A 23586-nucleotide genomic window follows, 5' to 3' on the forward strand; every position below is an offset into this window, starting at 1 on the left:
GTCTCCGTTTAAGAGTAAACTGATGTAATAATCATTCAATTAGATAATTATACCCACGTTATCTATTGTTTAAGCTTAAAGGAAAATCGCTTACACTAATACAACAATAACAATGATTCGCTAGGTAAAATTACGTTATAAATTCATTGAATTGTATCATTTGTCATACGTGAAAAATATCATTGAAACATTGTACCTTGCGTATCTTAATTTTGTTATGCATAAAAATAGCCCGCAATTGCAACTAATTGTATTGATATAACTTTAATATCAAACATTCGAAGTGATGATCGGGTAACAGATTTGCTTTTGAGCATATTATTGTTAATTCGTGCTACAGACGGAAATAGCCCAGCTGTAGAAAGAAATATTTATGTGATATCCAAAAATAGTTTGTACCAGAAGCCAACACCCGTGTGGTGCAAAATATACAGGATAGGAGAAAACATGCGTCAACTATGGGACATCATCGCTACCATCTTTAGAATTAGCTGGCGAGCACTCAACTTTATTAGGGAATTCGTTTTCAACGCCATTTTCTTAGTATTATTTTTTGTCGTTATTGGGTCGATTGCCCTTTACCAAACAGATACTCAACCTGAAAAAAATTATTTTGGTGCTTTATATGTTGATTTGCAGGGCGTTATTGTAGACCAAGTTTCTGCTCCAGACCCATTTGGTCGTATGAGCCGTGAACTACTCGGTACTTCAAATAGCCGTATGCAAGAGAATTCACTATTCGACATCGTTGACACCATTCGCACCGCCGCAAATGATGACCGCATTACAGGAATGGTATTACGCCTAGATGATTTAGTTGGCGCTGATCAACCCTCTTTAGCTTATATCGGTAAAGCAATCAACGAATTTAAAAGCTCAGGGAAACAGGTTTACGCCATCGGTAACAGTTATAACCAGTCACAATACTATCTTGCTAGTTACGCTGATGATATCTACCTCACTCCTCAAGGGGCTGTTGGGGTGTATGGTTTTGCAACTAATGGTCTGTATTACAAGACACTATTAGAAAAACTCAAAGTCAGTAGCCATATTTTCCGTGTCGGTACTTATAAATCTGCAGTTGAGCCGTTAATGCGTGATGATATGTCCCCAGAGGCACGTTTAGCCAATAAACAGTGGTTAGATGCCCTTTGGAACAATTACCTCGCAGAAATCGCCAAGAACCGTAATACGACCAGTACACAAATTTTCCCTGGGGCTGATACTATTTTAGAACAATTACGATCAGTCAAAGGCGATAGCGCACAGTATGCTTTAAAACAAAAGTTGGTTGATAAACTTTATACAAACGAACAAGTTGAAGATTTACTCAGTAAACACTTTGGTTGGAATAAAGAAGATAAACAGTTTAATAATATTAGTATCTATGATTATTCTGCCAAAATAGCAGATATCAATACGGATCAAGGCGGCAATATCGCTGTGATTGTTGTTCAAGGTGCCATCATGGATGGCCCGCAAACAGCAGGAATTGCCGGGGGCGATACTATTGCAGCACAAATCCGCGATGCTCGCCTTGATGATAATATTAAAGCGATTGTCTTACGGGTTAACAGCCCGGGGGGAAGTGTCAGTGCTTCTGATTTGATCCGCAGTGAACTGGCTTCTGCCCATGCAGCGGGCAAACCTGTTGTGGTTTCTATGGGAGGCATGGCAGCATCGGGGGGTTATTGGGTATCAACTCCCGCGGACTATATTATTGCTAGTCCAAACACACTGACTGGCTCAATTGGTATATTTGGTGTGATCAATACCTTTGAAAAATCCTTAGATTCTATTGGGGTATATACTGATGGTGTATCAACATCACCATTAGCTGATATTTCTTTGACAAAAGGGATCAGCCCACAATTTGCTGACATGATGCAAATCACTATTGAAAATGGCTATGAAACATTTATTGGCTTAGTTGCTAAAGCTCGCCATAAAACGCCAGCAGAAATAGATAAAATTGCACAAGGCCGTGTGTGGATCGGGCAAGATGCACTTAAAAATGGCCTTGTCGACCAGCTAGGTGATTTTGATAATGCGGTAGATAAAGCCGCTGAGCTCGCTAAACTCACTGATGTTAAGTTAGATTGGATGAAGCCTGAGTTGACCTTTATGGATCAATTGCTACTTGAATTAACAACTAGCGTCCAAGCCGTAATGCCCGATGTACTACACGTATTTTTACCCCCAGCTGTCGCGACGGACATCCGCCAGCAAGCTCAATTTTTCTTAAAAATGAATGACCCGCAAAACCGTTATGCATTTTGCTTAAATTGCGCAGAAATTAACTGATTGCTAAATCCCCTTCAGAACCGGTGAAGGGGATTTCTCTCACAACCCCATCAATAACCTCATATCAATCTAATTATTCGTAAGTTAACGATAGTAATACGCTAACAAATACGTCAAAATCCTGATAATCACTCTCCTTCGATAAGTTGGATAAATTAGGTAATCAGATGCAGAAGAAATCAATTTATGTTGTCTACACGGGCGGAACAATCGGCATGCGCCATTCACCACAGGGATATGTGCCTGTTTCCGGTCACTTACAAGCTCAATTAGCTCAAATGCCTGAGTTTCACCGTCCTGAAATGCCTGAGTTTACGATCCGAGAGCATCAGCCGTTGATTGATTCATCTGATATTACCCCTGAAGATTGGCAGCTTATCGCTGATGACATTTGTGAAAACTACCCACTTTATGATGGGTTTGTCATCTTACATGGCACTGATACCATGGCTTTTACTGCTTCTGCGTTATCTTTCATGTTTGAAAACTTGAAAAAACCGGTAATAGTGACAGGGTCACAAATACCCTTAGAGGCATTGCGTTCTGATGGGCAAACGAATCTATTAAATGCATTATATTTAGCGGCAAACTACCCCGTTAATGAAGTCGGTCTATTTTTCAATAATAAATTATATCGCGGTAACCGCACCGTTAAAGCCCATGCTGATGGCTTTGATGCTTTTAGCTCGCCTAACTGCTCACCACTAATGGAAGCTGGCATCAATATTCGCACATTTAATACATGTCCTGCTCCTATTGGTATCGGTGAATTTAAAAGCCACCAAATTACACCTCAACCTATCGGTGTGGTTACACTTTACCCTGGACTCTCAATTGAGATTGTTCGCAATATTCTTCAGCAACCTGTTAAGGCACTAATCTTACGCTCTTACGGTGTCGGTAATGCCCCTCAGCAACCTGAATTACTCCGTATACTTCGCGAAGCAACGAGCCGAGGAATTATTGTGGTGAACCTGACACAATGCATTTCTGGTCGTGTTAATATGGAAGGCTATGCCACGGGACACGCCCTTGCTGAAGCTGGTGTGATCAGTGGATATGACATGACTTTTGAAGCCGCCTTAAGTAAGTTGCACTACTTACTTAGCCAAAATTATACCCCTGCGTTGATCCGTGAATTAATGCAGAATAATTTACGCGGTGAGTTGAGCTATGCTGATGAATAACAGATAAAATACTGAGGACATAATGAAAACAGCTTTACTGTTAGTCGATTTACAAAACGATTTTTGCACTGGCGGGACATTGGCAGTAAATGAAAGCGAACATGTTATTGATGTTGCGAATAAAGCAATGGCTATTTGCCAACAAAAACGGATAGATATCATTGCAAGTCAAGATTGGCATCCCGCGACACACCTTAGCTTCGCTGCTAATTCAAACACTCAAATTGGTGAAGTCGGTGAATTAAACGGCATTACACAAGTTTGGTGGCCTATTCATTGCGTACAAGGTGAACACGGCGCTCAGTTACACTCGAATTTAAACCAATCGCTTATTCGTGAAACTTTCACCAAAGGGGAAAACCCTCAAGTTGATAGTTATAGTGCCTTTTTCGATAACGATAAAATTAGCCAAACTCGTTTGCACGCATGGTTACAAGAACAGCATATCTCACATTTAATTATTATGGGAATTGCGACAGATTATTGTGTCAAATTTACTGTATTAGATGCGTTAAAACTAGGCTATTCCGTGGATGTTCTCGCCGATGGGTGTAGAGGTGTTAACCTAGCGGCCAATGATAGCCAAGAAGCCTTAGCTGAAATGCAAAAGCAAGGCGCAAGGTTAATCACTTTAGCTGACCTTCATTAGCTCATACTTTACTGACAAGTTTTCTCATATCAGTTGAGAAAACTTGTTTTAGTGACCCTGTCACCCTTTAGCATCATATCGAATAACCAAACTTTTTGTAAAGCAGCTGTTATTCATCATTGTTTTGTGGTTTTAAGGTCGCTAACATTTCACCTTGAAACAACATTTTCAGCTCTTGTTTGCTCTTCATCGTAATTTCACCGTTAGTCCCTACCGTCATATGTTCCGGGTCATGGTTATTCCGTGACTGCCACAATAGCACCATTTGTAAGCTATGTTCTTTCTGTTCCGGTGTTAACATCACCCCATCAGGCCATTTACCGAGTTCAACTGCTGTCACTAGGCGCTCATAAATTTCGGGGGTCATCACTGCCAACAATTGTTCAAGCTGCTCTGGATTAACTTCAACGCTCACGGTAAGGCTCCTTCAAATACACAATTAGCACATTATTTTATTTTTCTCGATTTCAGCTAAAAGCTGAATCGTTTTTGTTATTATCATAGAATAGCTTCAGCAACCTTCAGCTCTTTATCCACGTGTCTTTTCACCGCTATCATCATCAATAAAGCTTAATGATGCTGAATTAATGCAGTAACGCTGACCGGTAGGCTGAGGACCGTCTGGAAATACATGCCCTAAGTGCGCATTACAGTGTTGACAACGAACCTCAATACGATGCATTCCATGAGAGAAATCCTCAATGTATTTGATGGCCTCTTCATTAACCGGTTGATAAAAGCTTGGCCAACCACAACCTGCATCAAATTTGGTCTCAGACATAAATAAAGGTGTACCACAACATAAGCATTCGTACACACCGTCTTTACGGTTATGCAATAATTGACCACTAAAGGGTGGCTCTGTACCGGCTTGTTGTGTAACATAACGCTGCATCTCATTTAACTTTGAGATATCAATAGGTTGGTTATCTTTATTTGACATGTCATCCCTAAATATTTAAATGACTAAACGGTTTAATGGTTATCATACATCAATTTCAATCAACAAAAAATTAACAACATTTTCTGTAAAACTATTCTAAACTAAGAAGCATCTTACTTTCCGTTTTGATTTGTGAACCGTATCACATATATCACTGATAGATGGTTTCATTATGCCGTACAATCCCGATAATACGTGCGGCTGTATTTGCCGCTGAAGTGGCTGACAAATAAGCAATTGGTGGTATCAGAATTGATTTTTTTCAATAATTGACACGATTCCGCTTGACGGCTGGCAAGGTTTTGGTAACTTTAACTACAACTTAATTCACGAATAAATAGCTGGTGGAAATACTATGACTATCAAAGTAGGTATTAATGGTTTTGGTCGTATTGGCCGTATCGTTTTCCGTGCTGCACAAGAGCGTTCTGACATCGAAATCGTTGCTATCAACGACCTGCTCGATGCAGAATATATGGCGTACATGCTGAAATACGACTCAACTCATGGTCGTTTCAACGGTACTGTTGAAGTTAAAGATGGTCACCTAGTTGTAAACGGCAAAAAAATCCGTGTAACAGCAGAAAAAGATCCTGCAAACCTGAAATGGAACGAAGTCGGTGTTGACATCGTTGCTGAAGCAACAGGTATCTTCTTAACTGATGAAACTGCACGTAAACACATCCAAGCAGGCGCTAAGAAAGTTGTTCTGACTGGCCCTTCTAAAGATGATACTCCTATGTTCGTTATGGGCGTTAACCACAAAGCTTACGCAGGTCAAGAAATCGTTTCTAACGCATCTTGTACAACTAACTGCTTAGCTCCACTGGCTAAAGTTATCAACGACAAATTCGGTATCGTTGAAGGCTTAATGACAACTGTTCACGCAACAACTGCAACTCAAAAAACAGTTGATGGTCCTTCTCATAAAGACTGGCGTGGTGGTCGTGGTGCTGCTCAAAACATCATCCCTTCATCAACCGGTGCTGCTAAAGCTGTAGGTAAAGTTATCCCTGAACTGAATGGCAAACTGACTGGTATGTCTTTCCGTGTACCTACGCCTAACGTTTCTGTTGTTGACTTAACTGTTCGTTTAGAAAAACCAGCAACTTATACTCAAATCTGTGATGCTATCAAAGAAGCAGCAGCAGGCGAGCTGAAAGGCGTTCTGGGTTACACTGAAGATGACGTTGTATCAACTGACTTCAACGGTGAAAAACTGACTTCAGTATTTGATGCTAAAGCAGGTATCGCACTGAACGACAACTTTGTTAAATTAGTTTCTTGGTATGACAACGAAACAGGTTACTCTAACAAAGTATTAGACCTGATCGCTCACATCTCTAAATAAGAGCTGTCGCGTAATCTGTCTAACTGAGCCGCCAATTGGCGGCTCTTTTGTACCGTATCCAATAACAAATTAACACTTCATATTTTCTGCTATATCGCTTATGGTTGATCTCTCATTGGATACGCTATAAACACAACTTATTTTAGAATGAATACTATTCACTGCGGCTTTAAGTATGCCGGACAGATACTCTAAATAATTCAAGTGAATGAACACCGTCAACAATGCTGCAGTTTAATGTATGACGAGTATTCACTCTGTTTCATTAACACAGGCCTAATACCATGCACGATAAACTTTTTGCATTACCGGTCATCAAACAAGTCTCCGCTTACATCACTCAACGCCAACTTGGTGAGCTTCCACTCATTGTTATCTCGCATCCTAAGGTGCGTGGGGCCGTCAGTTTACAAGGCGCCCAACTTATTGATTGGCAACCTGCGGGGCAAAAACCTTGCTTGTGGCTAAGTTCAGAGAGTGCTTTTAAAGAAGGCGTTGCTATCCGCGGTGGTATTCCTATTTGTTGGCCTTGGTTTGGTCCTGTAGCTAGTCCTAGTCATGGTTTTGCACGAATTCTACCTTGGCAATTCACTGCACATAATGAACATGAAGATGGTGTTATTTTAACCTTCACATTAACAGATACAGAATATACCCGTAAATTATGGCCCCATGAGTTCACCCTGATCCTACGAATGAAACTAGGTGAAACATGTGAGCTTGAACTAGAAAGTTATGGGGACTTCGAAACGACTGCTGCATTACACAGTTATTTCAATATCAGCGATATTCAAAAAGCCACTGTTTATGGATTAGGTGGCCACTATTTCGATAAAGTCGCAGATAAAGAAGCTTATGTAAATGAACCACTGAAATTTAATAAACATACCGACCGTATTTATTCAGAACCAGAGGAATACAGCCTCTTACGTGATGACGGATGGGCTCGTACAATAGAAATTCACCATTACCATAATAGTGATGTTGTCTGTTGGAACCCTTGGGCAGAATTATCATGCAGTATGGGCGATATGCCAAATAATGGGTACAAACAGATGGTTTGTGTAGAAACAGCAAGGATCAACGTCCCAATGAAAAGTGATGCGCAGCACCCTGCTCGCCTTTCATTAGTGATGGTCAGCCGTGATAATAAGCCGCAAGATTAATTATCCATTCTGAGCATATAAGATCTAAGCACATCAAATTTCTCGATAGATAAAATTAGCCCCTGATAATCATCATGATATCAGGGGCTAAATAATTTAATATTCTATAACGAACTTAGAATGTGTAAGTGACGCCCGTCCACATAATGGCAGAAACATCTTTATTTACCATTGGGCTATCTTTCACTTCACTTGGCAGGCGGTCAACACGGCCCATTGCGAATACCGTCCAATTTTCATCAAAGCGGTAATTCCCTGTCACCTCAACGTATGGTGTCCAACTTGAACCTGGGTTATAGCGTTTTAAACCGCTATTACGTGATTCTTTTGAAGACACGCCATATTCATAACGGTTTTGGTTCTTACTATCCCATTTAATACCCAGACCTGGAGTGATTGACCATTTGTCACCTTCAAAGCCATACAGGTAGGCAAACTCACCACGAATACCATTACTGATACCTAAAATATCACCAGAAATATTCGTTCTCAGTGTACCCCAATCAGCTTTATGACGATAAGTCAGCCCCGTCATCACCGTATCACGGCGGCGGTCTAACTCGCGCATCGCTTTATCATCATTGTCTTTAGGTTTAAAAAATTGTGGGTAATAATAAGCATCCAATGATAACTGGTCTTGTGTATCATTCCATAAATAATAACCCGCAGCTAATGTATGAAAATAGAAATTCTCACTGTCATAATTAACAATAGGCACTGGCGTGACATAATCACGGCTCTTAATTCCTTTATAAGGTGTTGACTGCGCTAATACCGAACCACCAACAGACCAAGTTCCTGCAAATGCGGCCCCAGATAACACACTCAGAGCCATCGCAAGTGTCGTTAATTTAATTGCTTTTGACATATTATATTTAACCTAAAAATAATGAGAAATAGATCACATTCTATATGTTATATCAATATAGTTGCAATCCAAACATTCTTAACCAAAATCACACGTAAAGCTAAATTTTTACTATTTTCAGTATGATTGGTTAATATTTATTCTACTTTATTTTCATAAGAAATAGGAACTCTTTTCGCAAGCGCACAAAGTAGCTCATAACCAATTGTCCCCGCTGCTTGTGCAACCTCATCAACCGGTAAATTTTGCCCCCATAACTCCACTCGCTCACCAAGTTTAACATCGTCACAATCACTAATATCAATAGTCAGCATATCCATCGAAACAGCCCCCAGTAGTGCACAGCGCTTTCCTTTGCACCATACCGGCGTTCCATTTGCAGCATGCCGAGGGTATCCATCTGCATAACCACAAGCGACTGTTGCAATACGCATAGGTTTAGTTGATATAAACCGGCTACCATAACCAATTGATTGCCCAGCTGGGATTTCATGGATAGCAATCACTTCTGATTGCAATGTCATCGCTGCTTTCAAACCCAACCCAAATATATCTGCAGATTTTCCACTTGGAGAAGCGCCATACAACAAAATGCCAGTACGAACCCAATCATATTGGGTTTGTTTATGCCACAATGTCGCTCCTGAATTTGCAATACAGGTTTCTAACGATAAGTGTTCGAATTGTTGAATTTGTTGGAACGGTTCTACAACACCTGTTTTGGTATCTGAATTCGCAAAATGACTCATTAACGTTAAATGGCGTATATTCGGCATTTTAAATAACCGTTGTACTACACTTTCGTATTCGCTCGGTGAAAAACCTAAGCGATTCATTCCGCTATTTAGTTTGATATAGACTGAAATCGGTGATGATAATTGAGCATTCTCAATGGCAAATAATTGCCACTCACTATGCACGCTTGTCGTTAAATTATATTGGTCAATCAATTGCAAGTCTTGAGGCTGGAAAAAGCCTTCTAGCAATAGAATTGGCCCCTTCCACCCTTCTTTTCGTAACAAAATTGCTTCGTCAAAATCCAACACCCCAAAACCATCAGTTTCTTTCAGCGCTGACCAAATCTGCTTGATACCGTGACCATAACCGTCTGCTTTCATAACTGACCAAATTTTCGATTTTCCAACATGTTGCCGTACGATAGACAAATTGTGTTGTAAATTTTGTAGATGAATAACAGCACTTATTGGGCGCGGCATTTAAATTCCTTAATACATTTAATTAATTCTAAAATTACAATGATGCCAAAACATCAAATACTTAGCGTGCCGGCGTTAAATCACCATGCGTAACCAACTTGGTATTAAAACCATCAAGATATCTAAATACCGATAAATCATCAGACGCTATCTCTGGTGTATTCCCTGAAATTATATCTGCCAGTAGTTTCCCTGCACCACAAGCCATTGTCCAACCCAATGTCCCATGCCCTGTATTTAAATATAAATTACTGTATGCAGTCGGCCCAACTATCGGAGTACCATCCGGTGTCATTGGACGCAACCCTGTCCAAAATTGTGCTTGTTCGATGTCACCACCGCCTTGATACAAATCTTGTACCACCATTTTCAATGTTTCGCAGCGTTTTTTCAGTATATTCAAATTAAACCCAACAACTTCAGCCATTCCACCGACGCGAATACGCTCATCAAACCGCGTTACTGCAATTTTGTATGTCTCATCCAAAATGGTGGAGGTTGGCGAACGCTGCTCATCAATAATCGGCATGGTTAATGAATAGCCTTTGAGTGGATAGACTGGGATTTGAACCAAACTTTGTAGTATTGAAGTAGAGTAAGAGCCCATTGCAACAACATAGCGGTCCGCTTGCAAAATTTCACCATCAATTTTGACGCCACTCACCTTATTGCCTTCAGTTAAAATCTGCTCAACATGGCCACCAAATTTGAATTTAACGCCTGAGTTTTGTGCCATTTTGGCTAATTTTTTAGTAAATTGCTGGCAATCCCCCGTTTCATCATTCGGTAACCGCAGCCCACCGGTAAGCTTATGCTTAACAAATTCTAACGCAGGTTCGGCTTTAACTAGTTCATTTGATGTCAGTAATTCGTACGGAACACCTTCTTGCTGTAAGACCGCAATGTCATTGGCTGCATTATCAAACTGCTCAGCAGTACGGAAAATCTGTAAAGTACCACCTTGGCGGGCTTCATATTCAATACCTGTATCCGCTCTTAATTGACGAATACAATCACGGCTGTATTCTGCAATGCGCACCATACGGCTTTTATTCATTGCATAATGTTGAATGTCGCAATTCTTTAACATCTGCCACATCCAGCGCAGCTGAAATAACGTGCCATCTGGACGTATCGCCAAGGGGGCGTGTTTTTCAAACATCCATTTCACCGCTTTAAGAGGGATCCCAGGTGCACCCCATGGGGTCGCATATCCAGGGGATACTTGCCCTGCATTGGCGGCACTTGTTTCTTCTGCCACATCATGTTGCCTATCCACCACCAGCACTTCGTGCCCTTCTTGTGCTAAATACCACGCGGTTGTCACACCGATAACGCCTGCGCCTAACACTAGAATTTTCATCGCTTCCCCACAAAATAAAAGTCTGCACCATTTCTTTTAGGATAATATTCTAGGAAATATTTGCCAATGTGGTGAATTAACACTTTTAACAATACAGTTAAAAAATTTAAATTTGGTCACATTTTCTTTACATGTCGATATTAAATTCCAGCTTAAAATTCAAACAAAAAATAAATTAACTTAAATTCAATAGGATAAAAAAAATGAATTCTTAGTTATTTTTTAATTTAGAATTTTCTATCGATTCACGTGAGGCGCCCAATAAAATCAATTTATTTTATTAAACTAAGAAGAGGACGTTTGATGGTATTAAATACCAATAAACAAACAAAGATTGGTTTTTCACTTCATTCAAGTGAACAATGGCTATTTGGCTAAAATCTGTCAATGATTAATGATAAAAAAACCAGCATACTGATACAACACAACATGCTGGCCTTATGGGATTAATGTCAGTTAACTAGCGGCTTTGTGCTAAATCTGAAGGCATATTACTTTGCATACTATGCCAGATCATTCCGCTTTCTTTTCCATAAGTACGCACACAATCCATAATACGGTCATAGGCTTGCTCACGACAAAGATGGCTTAATTGTTGGTAGAAGTTCAACGCTAAGCGCCTCGCTTCAGGGTTCGAAAAATAATAGCGGCCAACACGGGTATACAGCCCTCTTAACCCGTTAATAATCAGACCATAAATTGGGTTACCAGATGCAAATGCAAGCCCACGGAAAATGTTATAATCCAAATCACTGAATGCATCTGAATTATCTTCCACTTTTTCCCGCCCAGCTAACACTTCTATTGATTTCTCTGGGTTATTTCGAAAGGCTGTGCGAATAAAGATTGCCGCAATATTGGTACGTACTGCCAATAAATTATCAATGAGTTGCGGCACTCTATCGTGATCAAGCCTAGCCAGTGTCTCCAAAATATTTAGACCTGACGTTTCCCAATAGTTATTCACTTTCGTTGGTTTACCATGCTGAATGGTTAACCAACCGTCACGAGCCAAACGCTGTAACACTTCTCGTAAGGTTGTTCTGGTCACACCAATTAATTCCGAAAGCTCACGCTCAGCGGGTAAAATTGAACCTGGTGGAAAGCGGTTGTTCCATATGCTCTCAATAATATACTCTTCCGCGAAACCGGCCGGACTTTGAGCTTTAATAACCATATTTTTATTATTCCAAACATTTAGACGGATATTGAGCAAATCATACCAGATTGTCATCACCTGATATAGTTAGACTAAAAATAAAGGGTGAAGCAAATCATATAATTTCCATATAATTCATACGCTCTCAATTAGCAAATATGCTTAAAATCTGTAAGAGATAAGAGTAGTATGTATAACACAGTACACGACATCCGCATAAAAGAGGATAACGAACCATAATGGATTTTAGTTTAAAAACAGCTTTTTTGAAAAATTTTCTGGGAAATTCGCCTGATTGGTACAAATTAGCAATTATTATATTCCTAATAATTAACCCTATTGTCTTTTTCTTTATCAGCCCCTTCGTTGCAGGCTGGTTATTAGTTGCTGAATTTATATTCACATTAGCAATGGCACTTAAATGTTACCCATTGCAGCCCGGCGGTCTTTTAGCCATAGAGGCCGTTCTCATTGGCATGACGACCCCTGCTCAAATTTCACATGAAATTAGCAATAACCTTGAAGTTATCTTGTTACTGATTTTTATGGTAGCGGGTATCTATTTCATGAAGCAATTGCTTTTGTTTGTTTTTACCAAGCTGTTGATAAATGTGCGTTCTAAACGAATTCTTTCCCTTGCTTTTTGTATAGCGAGTGCATTTTTATCTGCATTTTTAGATGCATTAACCGTTATTGCTGTGGTCATTAGCGTTTCAATTGGTTTTTATTCTATCTATCACCAGTATGCCTCTAACCAGCCCAACAACACTGACCTACAAAACGATGGTTTTATTAACAATGCAGAGCAAAAACAAACCCTCGAGCAGTTTAGGGCTTTTTTACGAAGCTTGATGATGCATGCAGGTATTGGTACGGCACTTGGTGGTGTCATGACCATGGTGGGTGAACCACAGAACCTTATCATTGCAAAACATGTCAATTGGGACTTCATTACCTTCTATATCCGTATGGCTCCTGTAACCATACCCGTTTTTGTTTGTGGCTTAGTCGTCTGTTTTGTCGTTGAAAAATTTAAACTATTTGGCTACGGTGCTGAGCTTCCAGACTCTGTACGCCAAATTTTAACTGAGCACGATAAAAAACAGACGGCTAAACGTACCAAAAGAGATCTTGCACAGTTAGTTGTTCAAGGATTAATTGGTATTTGGTTGATAGTCGCCCTTGCTTTCCATTTAGCTGAAGTTGGTCTGATTGGTCTATCCGTTATCGTACTTGCTACCGCATTTTGTGGCATCACAGAAGAGCATGCATTGGGTAAAGCCTTCGAGGAAGCGTTACCTTTTACCGCTTTATTAACTGTCTTCTTTAGTATTGTTGCTGTTATTATTGACCAGCAATTATTCACCCCATTTATTCAGTTTGTATTGCAATCCTCTGAATCATCGCAACTCTCCTTATTTTATCTCTTTAATGGCCTGCTTTCTGCTGTATCAGATAACGTTTTCGTAGGGACAGTTTATATTACTGAGGCTTTAAAAGCGGCAAATGACGGTTTGGTGTCAACGGAACAATACCAGTTTTTAGCCGTGGCAATTAATACAGGGACTAACTTACCTTCAGTTGCAACACCTAATGGCCAAGCTGCCTTCTTGTTTTTATTAACATCCGCGTTATCACCGCTGATCCGCTTATCTTATGGCCGTATGGTTTGGATGGCGCTGCCATATACCATCGTAATGACAATTGTTGGGCTATTAGGGGTAGAGTTCTGGCTAGTACCAATCACGCATTGGATGGAAAGTATTGGGTTGATAACATTCGCTCAATAACTATACTTTAAAACAATTAGCCGTACACCAATACGGCTAATTGTAATATTAGGTAAAGCCCTATCTAAAATTGCATTATTTCACTTTAATTACTTTTTTTATCGGTCTGATAGAGGCAAAATGGGCGCATCACTCAATTAGGATACTAAGTATGTTCAGATTTTTTAACTACTGCTCACAAGGAAGAGGCGCTTGGCTACTTATGGCCTTTATTGCCTTTATACTCGAGTGTGCTGCTTTATATTTTCAGCATGTTATGAAGCTACAACCATGCGTTATGTGTATCTATGAGCGCGTTGCATTACTTGGGATTATGGTTGCTGGCATAATTGGCGCAGTGGCACCGCGAAACATGGTGATACGCTGGGTTGCCATGCTTATTTGGGTTTACTCTGCTTGGCGCGGTTTAGATCTTGCATGGGAACATACCATGCTACAGCTTTATCCTTCCCCATTTGCCTCTTGTGATTTTTTCGTTAATTTCCCTGATTGGTTACCATTACAAGAATGGGTACCTGCAGTGTTTGAAGCGACAGGTGACTGTGCTGTTAGGCAGTGGGCATTCTTAGGGCTGGATATGCCACAATGGTTAATTGGCATCTTCGCGGCTTATCTCTTAGTTGCCATCATTGTTATCATCAGCCAGTTCTTCCCAGCCAAAAAATAATCTTTAAGACCCCAAATGTTACGTTCAACATTTGGGGTTTCTAAAACTTAAATCTGTTTATTGAATAACTCGTTCTAATTTCACGGGAATATTTTTATACGCAGGAATACCACATTGCGGGTCGAAATTATCTAACGAAATTAGATTATTAGCTTCAGGAAAATAAGTAGCAACGCTGCGGTCTGCCATATCATAAATCACGACAGTGAGGTTATCTAAACGGCGTTTTGTCGGTTTCTGCTCACGATCTAATGCAATGAGATTAACTTTATCCCCCGCCTCTAACTTCTGTTTTTGGGCTTCTGCACCACTGATGAAAACAACATCTCGCTGCCCAAACACACCACGGTATCGGTCATTTAACCCATAAATTGTTGTATTGTACTGATCATGGCTACGCAATGTCGCCAAAATCAATTCGCTATTTACCGCTGAATTCGGGTCTTCAATAACGCCCTCTGTCGGTACAAAGTTAGCTTTACCTGATTGCGTTAACCAACGACGCTCAGAAGCAGCGTTAGTCAGATGGAACCCTCCAGGTATTTTAATACGTGCGTTATAATCATCAAAACCAGGCAGTACCGCTTCCATCGCATCACGGATTAAGTCGTAATTACCGATAAAATCATCCCATTCAACTTTACTCTGCGGTATTGCCGCTTTCGCTATCCCTGCAACAATCGCACACTCGGATTTAAGATAAGGGCTACAAGGTTTAAGTAAACCTTTTGATGCGTGAACCATCGACATGGAGTCTTCTACCGTAACGCATTGCACACCACTGCTTTGTCTGTCTATCTCACTACGCCCTAATACAGGTAATATGAATGTCTGCTTAGCGGTTAATAAATGAGAACGATTTAGTTTCGTTGCTGTATGGACGGCTAAATCAAGCTTTTTCATACCTGAAAAACAAGCGTCTCTATCTGGCATTGCAACTGCTAAGTTTCCCCCCATACAAATTAACGCATTGGCTTTTCCTTCAGAAATTGCTTGCATACTAGCCACTGCTGCATGGCCAAATTCACTTGGTGGTTTAAAACCAAATCGTTGTTCAATTTTGTCTAAAAAGCTTTTTGACGGTTTCTCTGTAATGCCAACCGTTCTGTCACCCTGAACATTCGAATGGCCGCGCAATGGGCAAATACCCGCACCTTCGCGGCCAATATTACCTTTTAGTAGCAGTAAATTAACGAGTTGCTGCACATTTTGCGTACCATGTTCGTGCTGAGTGATCCCCATGCCATAACAAATAATGGTGCTTTTTGCCTCAATATAAAGGTCGGCAATCTCTTCAATAGACTCACGAGGTAAACCAGAAACCCTCAAGATATCTTTCCAGCTTGTTGTCTGTAAGTCATTTTTTAAAGCTTCATAACCCTGTGTATGAGTTGATATGAACTCAGTATCGAGAATAGGTTCTTTTCCTGCATCCACAGCGGCTTGGTGCTTTTCAATCAACAACTTCATGACACCTTTAAGTAAAGCTGTGTCTCCACCGATACGAACCTTATAATAGTGCCCTGCTAAAGGTGTAGACTCTAGCGTTAGCATTTCTACCACGTCTTGCGGATAGGCAAAACGCTCAAGACCGCGTTCTCTCAAAGGATTTATTGCAATGATTTTTGCGCCGCGTTTAGAAACTTCGCGCAATGAACTCAACATCCTTGGATGGTTAGTCCCCGGGTTATGACCTATACAAATAACTAAGTCCGCTTTATCAAAATCGTCTAACAATACTGTCGCCTTACCAACACCAATGGAATCAGCAAGACCAACACTCGTTGGCTCATGGCACATATTTGAACAATCAGGAAAATTATTTGTTCCATATTCACGAGCCAGCAATTGATATAAGAATGCGGCTTCATTTGAAGTTCGACCGGAGGTATAAAATTCAACAGTATTTGGGTCTGAATAACTTTGTAAACGCGTACCTATTTGCTGAAAGGCCTCTTCCCATTCGATAGGTTCATATTTATCGGTTTGTGAATTATATTTCATCGGGTGAGTTAGACGGCCTTCATCCTCTAAATGGAAGTCATCCCACTCAAGTAATTCTGTAACGGTGTATTTAGAAAAAAATTCCGGAGTTGTTTTTTTAGATGTCGCTTCCCAAGCAATTGCTTTTGCCCCATTCTCACAAATATCAAATGACGCTGTGTGTACAGGATCAGGCCACGCGCAGCCAGGGCAGTCAAAACCGTCCACCTTATTCATTTCAAACATCGCAATGATATCGTGCCCGACTTTCATTTGGCCGCGTAGCGCTTCTGCAACTGCTTTTACAGCCCCCCAACCTGCAGCGGGGCCATCATACTCTTCAATTTTCTTTTTCATTAGGCATTACTCTTTAATAAATGTAAACGTCTTTATATGTGCTTTTATAATTATCTAAAATATTCTTTATTATTTAATATTAGTAATTTCGTCGTTAAATATCAATAATTAAAATAAACACCTAAATAGATGCTCATAATTAGATGACCTATATATGATTAATAAAAAACATAATTAATAAAATGAAATATAGGAATATTAAAATAGAATAGATTAGAATGGGAATATAGCGTTAATTAACCTCTTATTAATAATTAATAGGAGGTTAATTAACTTCATAAAAAGAAGAGTTATATGCAAGAGCCCGATTGTATAATGTCAACAGCACAACGTTTACCATTCGCAAATTGACATACGGCAGTTTGTGAACCATTTAATTCTAATGTCAATGCAGGTAAGCCCCCCGCTGACACACAAGCTTCTTGCGCACCGGGCCCTAAATTGACCACTTGCTGGGCATACTGACTCGCGGAATGTTCCACAGACTTATCTACGTTTGAGCTACCACACGCAGATAGCATGACAGATATCACCCCAGCAAGTGACATTGCTATTACTGGTTTTAAAAATTGACTAACCCGATGCCTCATTTTTGTTTCCCCAATCATGCTGCCTGAATATCCTGCACCAACGGTTTAGTGCCCACCACTTTTTGAAAATAAATTGATGACTAAGACACCAATAATAATTAATAGCATACCAATAATTGCAGGTAAATCGAGTTTTTGGTTGTAAATATAAATTGCAGCGATGGAAACCAACACAATTCCCAAACCTGACCAAATTGCATAAGCAATACCTAATGGCATGGTTTTCACCACCTGTGAAAGCCCCCAAAAAGAGACTGCATAACCGATAATAACAATCAAAGACGGCCAAAAACGACTAAAACCATCAGATGCTTTTAATGTTGTCGTTGCAATGACTTCAGCAATAATAGACATCAATAAAAAACCTAGACCCTTCATTGTCTTTCCTTATTATTAGAATGAGTTACTCAGGTAACAACAAAAAAGCTCTGTTTATCATTAAAATAACACAGAGCTTTCATCTTTACGTCATAATGAAATGCGAGTTAGTGATTTGCAGCAGCGCCTATTCTATCGCTAAGGGTGTCACTATAGCGCCTGAATAAATAGACACATAATGCGAAAGCTATAAGACCAATCACACCACCAATGTAACCAATCTGAGTCATCCCCATATGGACAATAACTTGATTACCTAGCAGCGCCCCTGCACCAATACCGATGTTGAAAATTCCAGAGAAAATTGACATTGCCAAATCGGTGGCATCTGGAGATAAATCAATCACCTTAACTTGCATCCCTAAACCAATGCACATCATTGCCATTCCCCAGAACACGGATAACATCACCAAAGACCAAACATCTCTGCCTAATGGCATCAGCAATAATAAACAAATCGTCATAAATGCGATTGCTGCGGGTAAGAATGATAATGAAAACTTGCTGCTGTAGCGACTGAATATGACGCTGCCAACAATACCAGCTCCACCAAAAATCAGCAGGAGTAAAGTTGCAAAATTTTGGCTTTGTAATGCAACTTCTCGAACAAAAGGCTCAATATAACTGTAAGCCGTAAAATGTGCGGTTACTGCTAACACCGTTAATGCAAACATTCCAACGAGTGCCGGCCGTTGAAATAGCATAGGCACACTTTTTAACGAACCGGAATGTTCACTTGGTAACCGAGGTAAAAAACGGATCAAGACAACCATAGTAAACAATGCAATAACACCGATACCTAAGAATGTCGCTCGCCAACCTAAGAATTGCCCAACCACTCGGCCAAGGGGAAGACCTAATACTGTCGCTAATGCAGTCCCCGTCGCTAATAATCCAAGTGCTTGAGCTTTTTTACCTGCGGGGGCAACCCGAATAGCCAACGATGCCGTAATTGACCAAAATACAGCATGAGATAAAGCCACACCAATACGTCCTGCAATTAAAATATCAAAACTCCATGCAAAACCAGAAATAATATGGCTAATAATAAAGATAACAAATAAGAAGCCTAATAATTTACGGCGCTCTATTTTACTGGTTAATAACATTAAAGGTAGCGACATCAAAGCCACAACCCACGCATAGATTGTTATCATCAAACCAGTATGTGCGACCGTCATATCAAAGCTTTTTGCAATATCACTGAGTAATGCAACAGGTACAAACTCTGTTGTATTAAAAACAAATGCAGCAACCGCTAATGCTATTACACGGATCCAAGCTGTTTTTCTAGAAACTTGCGTCATATTTCTTTTAGCCTTCACTTTCCCACAAATAACAGATACCAACAGCTTAATTGGATGTAAAAATTGCTGCAAAAAGACATTGGTATTTAGTACAGGATTGAGTCGTTACTGAGCAACCTCTGTTGCCAATAACTCTTTTTGTGAATTGTATCACAATTTTTTATTGTTCATAAAGACTCCTTCCTACCTACTGGCAAGAAAAACAGTGGGCCTAGTAATTATTAGCGCCTCCTACATCCTATTTAATCGTTCGTTCAAATTTAACGCATTAATCTGAATATTTATAACATTCAGTTATCTGAAAACACATAGTATTACTTTCTATGCTACAATCTTGCTATTATTTTTTATGCTTAAAGGACCTTTTTAATGAAAAACCATTTTCCTACTGAACCTAACGTTAATACTTTAGCGGATGAAGTTACTTGTCTAAAAAATTTATTGACGCATATGTTGAAAGCTATCGGCCAAGCTGATGCAGGTAAAATTTTAATCAAGATGCAACGTGAAATTGCACAAATGGAAGACGAAAAACAGGCAGAAACCTATAAAAACACGTTAGAACAAATAAAAACAGGGTATCGCCAATAGATTATTTAGCGATAAATGCTATTTTAAGGATATATATACTATTGAGTGGTTTAAACTGCACAAATAACTAAGTTTTAATCATGAAAATCATCTATCTTTGTTCATGAATTAAACCATTCTTTATTCATTTAGCTCCCCCTTCAGAACCCTATGAAGGGGGCTTTTTTTTTCTACAACTTATGCATTATTCCGCTTATAAATATCTTGGCAATGCTGAATATATTCATCAACTGTCGTATCAGCGGTTTGTTTATCCCAGCTTTTCTGCTCTTCAAAAGCCCACACTTGAAATGTTTGCCCTAAGTTAGCCCCTGACATGCCAACTTGCTTATAGACTCGATGGTAAAAACCTTGCTCAGAATGATAGATCTCAAATTTAAATGGAACTAACCTAGCGGGGTTTGTCGTTGTCAAAAATTCATTACCAAACAATAACGTTTTCTCCAGAATATCCATTCTATCCCCTTGTTTAATTTATAAAATACGCATGGTTTACAACTTCTCTTCTAAGCATAGCGCATTTAACGCCATTCCGTAATTTTACCGATAAAAATAGATGATTTATATATTACCCATCGATAAGCTTTATGAATAAGAGGGGGATATTGAAGAAATAATAAGCTTCATCATTAAAATGAAGCTTATTATCAATCGATTATGATTTATTGTCGTACAACTGTTTTGCCATATCAATGCTATCTGCGTTCACATCTTTTATATGGTCTCGTGTTAACCGATAAACAACAGGGCTTAAAAGTAACAGAGCAATTAAATTAGGGATCGCCATCATAGCATTTAGTGTATCCGCTAATAACCAAACAAAATCAAGTGATTGCGTTGCACCAATTGGTAAAGCTATTAACCATAAAACTCGGTACGGTTTTATTGCTCGCAACCCGAATAAATATTGCACACATTTTTCGCCATAGAAACTCCAACCCAAAATGGTGGTGAATGCAAATATGGCTAATGCAATAGCAACAATGTAATTTCCACCTGGAATGGCTGTTTGGAATGATGATGCGGTTAGTGTCGCTCCGGTTTCACTGGTCAGCCAGCCACCAGTAATAATGATGGTTAATCCTGTAACAGAACACACAATGATAGTGTCAATGAATGTCCCTAACATCGCAATAAGCCCTTGGCGAATAGGATTTTGTGTTTTTGCAGCAGCGTGGGCGATAGGTGCACTTCCCAAACCCGCTTCATTGGAAAACACGCCTCGTGCAACCCCAAAACGTATTGCAGCCCATACCGCCGCACCTGCAAACCCACCTTGAGCAGCGACAGGGTTAAAAGCTGAGGTCACGACCAAAGAGAGCGCACCTGGGATCTCCTTAAAATAGATACCAAGCACAATGACACCTGCGCCAAAATAAGCCACAGTCATAAATGGGACAAGTTTTCCTGCAACATCAGAGATACGTCGTAATCCACCAATCAATACCGCACCGACTAATAAAACTAATACCCCCGCCGTCAACCATTTATGCACACCAAAGTTACTTTCTAGTACATCTGCAACAGAGTTAGCTTGTACCGTATTTCCGATACCAAAGCTAGCACATGCACCGAAAAAGGCAAACAGCGTTCCTAACCAAATCCATTTAGGGCCTAACCCATTTTTAATGTAGTACATTGGGCCACCAATATACTGGCCATATTTATCCACTTCACGAAAACGAACTGCTAACACGGCTTCGGAGTACTTAGTTGCCATTCCGACCAAAGCCGTCATCCACATCCAAAATAACGCGCCAGGCCCTCCCATGACGACCGCAGTTGCGACCCCAGCTATATTCCCCGTGCCAATCGTGGCCGATAACGCTGTCATTAATGCGTTAAAAGGTGATATTTGCCCCTCACCTCGTGACTCATTCTTTTGAAACAATAGCTTAAAGCCTGTTCCAATTTTTCTTATCGGTAGGAATGCAAGCCGAATTTGCATATAAATGCCAACGCCTAAGATCCCAACAAGCATTGGTACTCCCCACACCACACCATTTAGTTCACTTAACCACGTCGTTATCAAATCCATCCTACCCCCAATTAATTCATATCAATTAACATATCAATAAAATTCATAACATTTCCTTATCAATCTAATAAAGATTAAAAGTAGAATAAAAGCGAACAAAATTTCTAAAATTCATCATTTAAAATAAAAGATTGTGAGTAAGCTCACTTGTGATTTATCAATTGCAGTTATAAATACAATTAATTGCGAGTCGTCATTAAAATTGAGTTAATTGAATATGGGTTGATATTTTTGAGGGGATATGTGTCACATACTGTTTCAATAAAAAAAGCCCAGTAATTAAACAATTACTGGGCAGATACTAAAATCATTGTCTACTTAAAGCTAACTTTAGACGATTATTTAGGCTACTTTAAATATTCACCTGAACGTAATGCTTCGATACGTTTGTCTAATGGTGGGTGCGATAAAAATAATTCACTGAATGCTTTACCACGACCATTGATACAAAATGCCATCAAACGACCTTCTTCTTGTGGTTCATAGCTCGTTTTCAACCGTTGCAATGCCGCTATCATCTTTTCACGCCCCACTAATTTTGCCGAGCCAGCATCCGCGTGGAACTCACGGTAACGAGAGAACCACATAGTAATGATGCTCGCCAAAATACCAAAGACGATTTCAAGTACCATGGAAACTGCAAAATAGACCATTGGGTTACCATTGCTACTTTCACTTTCGTTATCACTGTTGGACATAAAACCTGCCGCAACCTGTGCAATAATACGTGAAATAAAGATAACGAACGTGTTCACCACACCTTGCAATAAGGTCATCGTTACCATGTCGCCATTTGCGATATGGCTAATTTCATGAGCAATTACAGCTTCAGCTTCATCACGGCTCATATTTTCTAATAACCCGGTACTCACCGCGACAAGCGAAGCATCACGTCGCGCGCCCGTAGCAAACGCATTGATATCTGGTGCATGATAAATAGCCACTTGTGGCATCTTAATACCAACTTGTTGTGCTTGGCGCTCAACGGTTGATACTAACCACTGTTCCATTTGGTTACGTGGCGTTTCGATAACCTCACCGCCCACTGATTTCAGAGCCATCCATTTGGACATTAATAGTGATATGAAAGCACCACCAAAACCAAACAGACCAGCCATGATCATAAGACCTTGGACACTACTCCCTCTGATCCCAGTTAAACTTAGGATTATCCCAAACACAAACATAACTGCTAAGTTTGTGAGTAAGAATAAAGCAATTCTCATCATTTTTTATGTATTCCTTGGTAAAAACAAATATACGTAGAATTTACTTTATAAATAAGGTTTTTTCACACTTTTTCAAGTGCATTAACGCGAAAACCCTAAAAAATAACATAACTTTACATAGCCACATGCAAAACTCATTGGTATCTGCTAATTAAATGATAACTTTTGATGGTGAAATTTTTAACCATTTGTTTTTTAAGGTTCATTTTATAACCATTTAAATTTAAAGTTATTTTTCATTGAAACGATAAAGCTAGTTTGTCAATCACCAAAAACAATTTAGTGTATTTATCTATCTTATCATCCACTTTGCTTGTCAAATGAATGAATATTCAATTTTACTCTTATTTTATTAAAAAATAATGCCACATTAAGTGGCACTATTATGTTTTATTGTAATTTGCAGTTTTATTTTCGAACTAATTAGTTTTCTCTTTAGTCGATTTTGT

General features: G+C 39.6%; 21 protein-coding genes. 8 read left to right on the forward strand and 13 right to left on the reverse strand.

Annotation, left to right across the window (positions count from 1 at the left end):
- Positions 1–447 precede the first annotated feature (447 nt).
- The 3 genes from sppA to pncA all read left to right on the forward strand — a co-directional run bounded on the left by sppA (position 448) and on the right by pncA (position 4140).
- Positions 448–2304: a signal peptide peptidase SppA gene (sppA, locus tag PSF67_RS09275; RefSeq protein WP_102138659.1), complete on the forward strand. Its 1857-nt coding sequence runs from the start codon at positions 448–450 to the stop codon at positions 2302–2304.
- A gap of 167 nt (positions 2305–2471) precedes the next feature.
- A complete protein-coding gene (gene ansA / locus PSF67_RS09280) occupies positions 2472–3491 on the forward strand; it encodes an asparaginase (protein ID WP_102138660.1) in 1020 nt (339 codons plus the stop codon).
- 22 nt (positions 3492–3513) lie between these two features.
- On the forward strand, positions 3514–4140 hold the full coding sequence (gene pncA, locus PSF67_RS09285; protein ID WP_102138661.1) for a bifunctional nicotinamidase/pyrazinamidase: 627 nt from the start codon (positions 3514–3516) through the stop codon (positions 4138–4140).
- Between the two features lie 109 nt (positions 4141–4249).
- Here pncA and PSF67_RS09290 read toward each other — a convergent pair whose 3' ends face one another.
- Complete coding sequence (locus tag PSF67_RS09290) at positions 4250–4555, reverse strand: YeaC family protein (protein WP_102138662.1); 306 nt, start codon at positions 4553–4555, stop codon at positions 4250–4252.
- A gap of 114 nt (positions 4556–4669) precedes the next feature.
- Complete coding sequence (gene msrB, locus PSF67_RS09295; protein ID WP_102138663.1) at positions 4670–5083, reverse strand: peptide-methionine (R)-S-oxide reductase MsrB; 414 nt, start codon at positions 5081–5083, stop codon at positions 4670–4672.
- Between the two features lie 355 nt (positions 5084–5438).
- Between msrB and gapA the strand changes: the two genes are divergently transcribed.
- Together gapA and PSF67_RS09305 are read left to right on the forward strand one after the other, a co-directional pair.
- Complete coding sequence (gene gapA / locus PSF67_RS09300) at positions 5439–6434, forward strand: glyceraldehyde-3-phosphate dehydrogenase (RefSeq protein WP_272676816.1); 996 nt, start codon at positions 5439–5441, stop codon at positions 6432–6434.
- Positions 6435–6718: 284 nt separating this feature from the next.
- The gene (locus PSF67_RS09305; protein ID WP_102138664.1) at positions 6719–7600 is read left to right on the forward strand and encodes a D-hexose-6-phosphate mutarotase; all 882 of its coding nucleotides are present in this window, start codon (positions 6719–6721) and stop codon (positions 7598–7600) included.
- 115 nt (positions 7601–7715) lie between these two features.
- Here the strand turns inward: PSF67_RS09305 and PSF67_RS09310 are convergent, their stop codons facing one another.
- From PSF67_RS09310 to fadR, 4 genes are all read right to left on the reverse strand, one after another.
- The gene (locus PSF67_RS09310; protein ID WP_102138665.1) at positions 7716–8468 is read right to left on the reverse strand and encodes a MipA/OmpV family protein; all 753 of its coding nucleotides are present in this window, start codon (positions 8466–8468) and stop codon (positions 7716–7718) included.
- A 137-nt stretch (positions 8469–8605) separates the two neighbouring features.
- Positions 8606–9685 carry an alanine racemase gene (alr, locus tag PSF67_RS09315; RefSeq protein ID WP_166264871.1) on the reverse strand — a complete coding sequence of 360 codons (1080 nt, stop codon included), beginning with the start codon at positions 9683–9685 and terminating at the stop codon, positions 8606–8608.
- A gap of 61 nt (positions 9686–9746) precedes the next feature.
- Positions 9747–11048, reverse strand: coding sequence for a D-amino acid dehydrogenase (locus PSF67_RS09320; protein WP_102138667.1), 1302 nt, complete (start codon positions 11046–11048; stop codon positions 9747–9749).
- A gap of 460 nt (positions 11049–11508) precedes the next feature.
- Positions 11509–12225, reverse strand: coding sequence for a fatty acid metabolism transcriptional regulator FadR (fadR, locus tag PSF67_RS09325; RefSeq protein ID WP_102138732.1), 717 nt, complete (start codon positions 12223–12225; stop codon positions 11509–11511).
- 221 nt (positions 12226–12446) lie between these two features.
- Here fadR and nhaB point away from each other — a divergent pair, with 221 nt between their 5' ends.
- On the forward strand, positions 12447–13997 hold the full coding sequence (gene nhaB, locus PSF67_RS09330) for a sodium/proton antiporter NhaB (protein WP_102138668.1): 1551 nt from the start codon (positions 12447–12449) through the stop codon (positions 13995–13997).
- Between the two features lie 151 nt (positions 13998–14148).
- Positions 14149–14664 (forward strand): disulfide bond formation protein DsbB, encoded by a 516-nt coding sequence (dsbB, locus tag PSF67_RS09335; protein WP_102138669.1) that lies wholly within the window; start codon positions 14149–14151, stop codon positions 14662–14664.
- Between the two features lie 57 nt (positions 14665–14721).
- On the opposite strand, the gene PSF67_RS09340 is transcribed toward dsbB, so the two are convergent.
- From PSF67_RS09340 to PSF67_RS09355, 4 genes are all read right to left on the reverse strand, one after another.
- Positions 14722–17004, reverse strand: a complete 2283-nt coding sequence (locus PSF67_RS09340) for an FdhF/YdeP family oxidoreductase (RefSeq protein ID WP_166264863.1) — start codon at positions 17002–17004, stop codon at positions 14722–14724.
- 290 nt (positions 17005–17294) lie between these two features.
- Positions 17295–17594, reverse strand: a complete 300-nt coding sequence (locus PSF67_RS09345; protein ID WP_102138733.1) for a DUF333 domain-containing protein — start codon at positions 17592–17594, stop codon at positions 17295–17297.
- 45 nt (positions 17595–17639) lie between these two features.
- Positions 17640–17972, reverse strand: coding sequence for a DMT family transporter (locus tag PSF67_RS09350; protein WP_102138671.1), 333 nt, complete (start codon positions 17970–17972; stop codon positions 17640–17642).
- A gap of 107 nt (positions 17973–18079) precedes the next feature.
- The gene (locus tag PSF67_RS09355) at positions 18080–19279 is read right to left on the reverse strand and encodes a sugar transporter (RefSeq protein ID WP_206276135.1); all 1200 of its coding nucleotides are present in this window, start codon (positions 19277–19279) and stop codon (positions 18080–18082) included.
- A 369-nt stretch (positions 19280–19648) separates the two neighbouring features.
- Here PSF67_RS09355 and PSF67_RS09360 point away from each other — a divergent pair, with 369 nt between their 5' ends.
- A complete protein-coding gene (locus PSF67_RS09360; RefSeq protein WP_102138673.1) occupies positions 19649–19870 on the forward strand; it encodes a DUF2594 family protein in 222 nt (73 codons plus the stop codon).
- Positions 19871–20047: 177 nt separating this feature from the next.
- Here the strand turns inward: PSF67_RS09360 and PSF67_RS09365 are convergent, their stop codons facing one another.
- The 3 genes from PSF67_RS09365 to htpX form a co-directional block, all read right to left on the reverse strand.
- Positions 20048–20326: a hypothetical protein gene (locus tag PSF67_RS09365; protein WP_102138674.1), complete on the reverse strand. Its 279-nt coding sequence runs from the start codon at positions 20324–20326 to the stop codon at positions 20048–20050.
- Positions 20327–20525: 199 nt separating this feature from the next.
- Positions 20526–21908, reverse strand: coding sequence for an alanine/glycine:cation symporter family protein (locus PSF67_RS09370; RefSeq protein ID WP_102138675.1), 1383 nt, complete (start codon positions 21906–21908; stop codon positions 20526–20528).
- Positions 21909–22255: 347 nt separating this feature from the next.
- Entirely contained in the window at positions 22256–23137 is an 882-nt protein-coding gene (gene htpX, locus PSF67_RS09375; protein ID WP_166264854.1) for a protease HtpX, read from the reverse strand.
- Between the last annotated feature and the right edge of the window lie 449 nt (positions 23138–23586).

The organism is Providencia sp. PROV076, from assembly GCF_028483405.1.
In the GTDB taxonomy this organism is placed as follows: domain Bacteria; phylum Pseudomonadota; class Gammaproteobacteria; order Enterobacterales; family Enterobacteriaceae; genus Providencia; species Providencia huaxiensis.

Coding starts and splice junctions, on each gene's coding strand:
- sppA (WP_102138659.1), top strand. CDS start 448: ATGCGTCAACTATGGGACATCATCGCTACCATCTTTAGAATTAGCTGG.
- ansA (WP_102138660.1), top strand. CDS start 2,472: ATGCAGAAGAAATCAATTTATGTTGTCTACACGGGCGGAACAATCGGC.
- pncA (WP_102138661.1), top strand. CDS start 3,514: ATGAAAACAGCTTTACTGTTAGTCGATTTACAAAACGATTTTTGCACT.
- msrB (WP_102138663.1), bottom strand. CDS start 5,083: ATGTCAAATAAAGATAACCAACCTATTGATATCTCAAAGTTAAATGAG.
- gapA (WP_272676816.1), top strand. CDS start 5,439: ATGACTATCAAAGTAGGTATTAATGGTTTTGGTCGTATTGGCCGTATC.
- PSF67_RS09305 (WP_102138664.1), top strand. CDS start 6,719: ATGCACGATAAACTTTTTGCATTACCGGTCATCAAACAAGTCTCCGCT.
- PSF67_RS09310 (WP_102138665.1), bottom strand. CDS start 8,468: ATGTCAAAAGCAATTAAATTAACGACACTTGCGATGGCTCTGAGTGTG.
- alr (WP_166264871.1), bottom strand. CDS start 9,685: ATGCCGCGCCCAATAAGTGCTGTTATTCATCTACAAAATTTACAACAC.
- PSF67_RS09320 (WP_102138667.1), bottom strand. CDS start 11,048: ATGAAAATTCTAGTGTTAGGCGCAGGCGTTATCGGTGTGACAACCGCG.
- fadR (WP_102138732.1), bottom strand. CDS start 12,225: ATGGTTATTAAAGCTCAAAGTCCGGCCGGTTTCGCGGAAGAGTATATT.
- nhaB (WP_102138668.1), top strand. CDS start 12,447: ATGGATTTTAGTTTAAAAACAGCTTTTTTGAAAAATTTTCTGGGAAAT.
- dsbB (WP_102138669.1), top strand. CDS start 14,149: ATGTTCAGATTTTTTAACTACTGCTCACAAGGAAGAGGCGCTTGGCTA.
- PSF67_RS09340 (WP_166264863.1), bottom strand. CDS start 17,004: ATGAAAAAGAAAATTGAAGAGTATGATGGCCCCGCTGCAGGTTGGGGG.
- PSF67_RS09345 (WP_102138733.1), bottom strand. CDS start 17,594: ATGAGGCATCGGGTTAGTCAATTTTTAAAACCAGTAATAGCAATGTCA.
- PSF67_RS09350 (WP_102138671.1), bottom strand. CDS start 17,972: ATGAAGGGTCTAGGTTTTTTATTGATGTCTATTATTGCTGAAGTCATT.
- PSF67_RS09355 (WP_206276135.1), bottom strand. CDS start 19,279: ATGACGCAAGTTTCTAGAAAAACAGCTTGGATCCGTGTAATAGCATTA.
- PSF67_RS09360 (WP_102138673.1), top strand. CDS start 19,649: ATGAAAAACCATTTTCCTACTGAACCTAACGTTAATACTTTAGCGGAT.
- PSF67_RS09365 (WP_102138674.1), bottom strand. CDS start 20,326: ATGGATATTCTGGAGAAAACGTTATTGTTTGGTAATGAATTTTTGACA.
- PSF67_RS09370 (WP_102138675.1), bottom strand. CDS start 21,908: ATGGATTTGATAACGACGTGGTTAAGTGAACTAAATGGTGTGGTGTGG.
- htpX (WP_166264854.1), bottom strand. CDS start 23,137: ATGATGAGAATTGCTTTATTCTTACTCACAAACTTAGCAGTTATGTTT.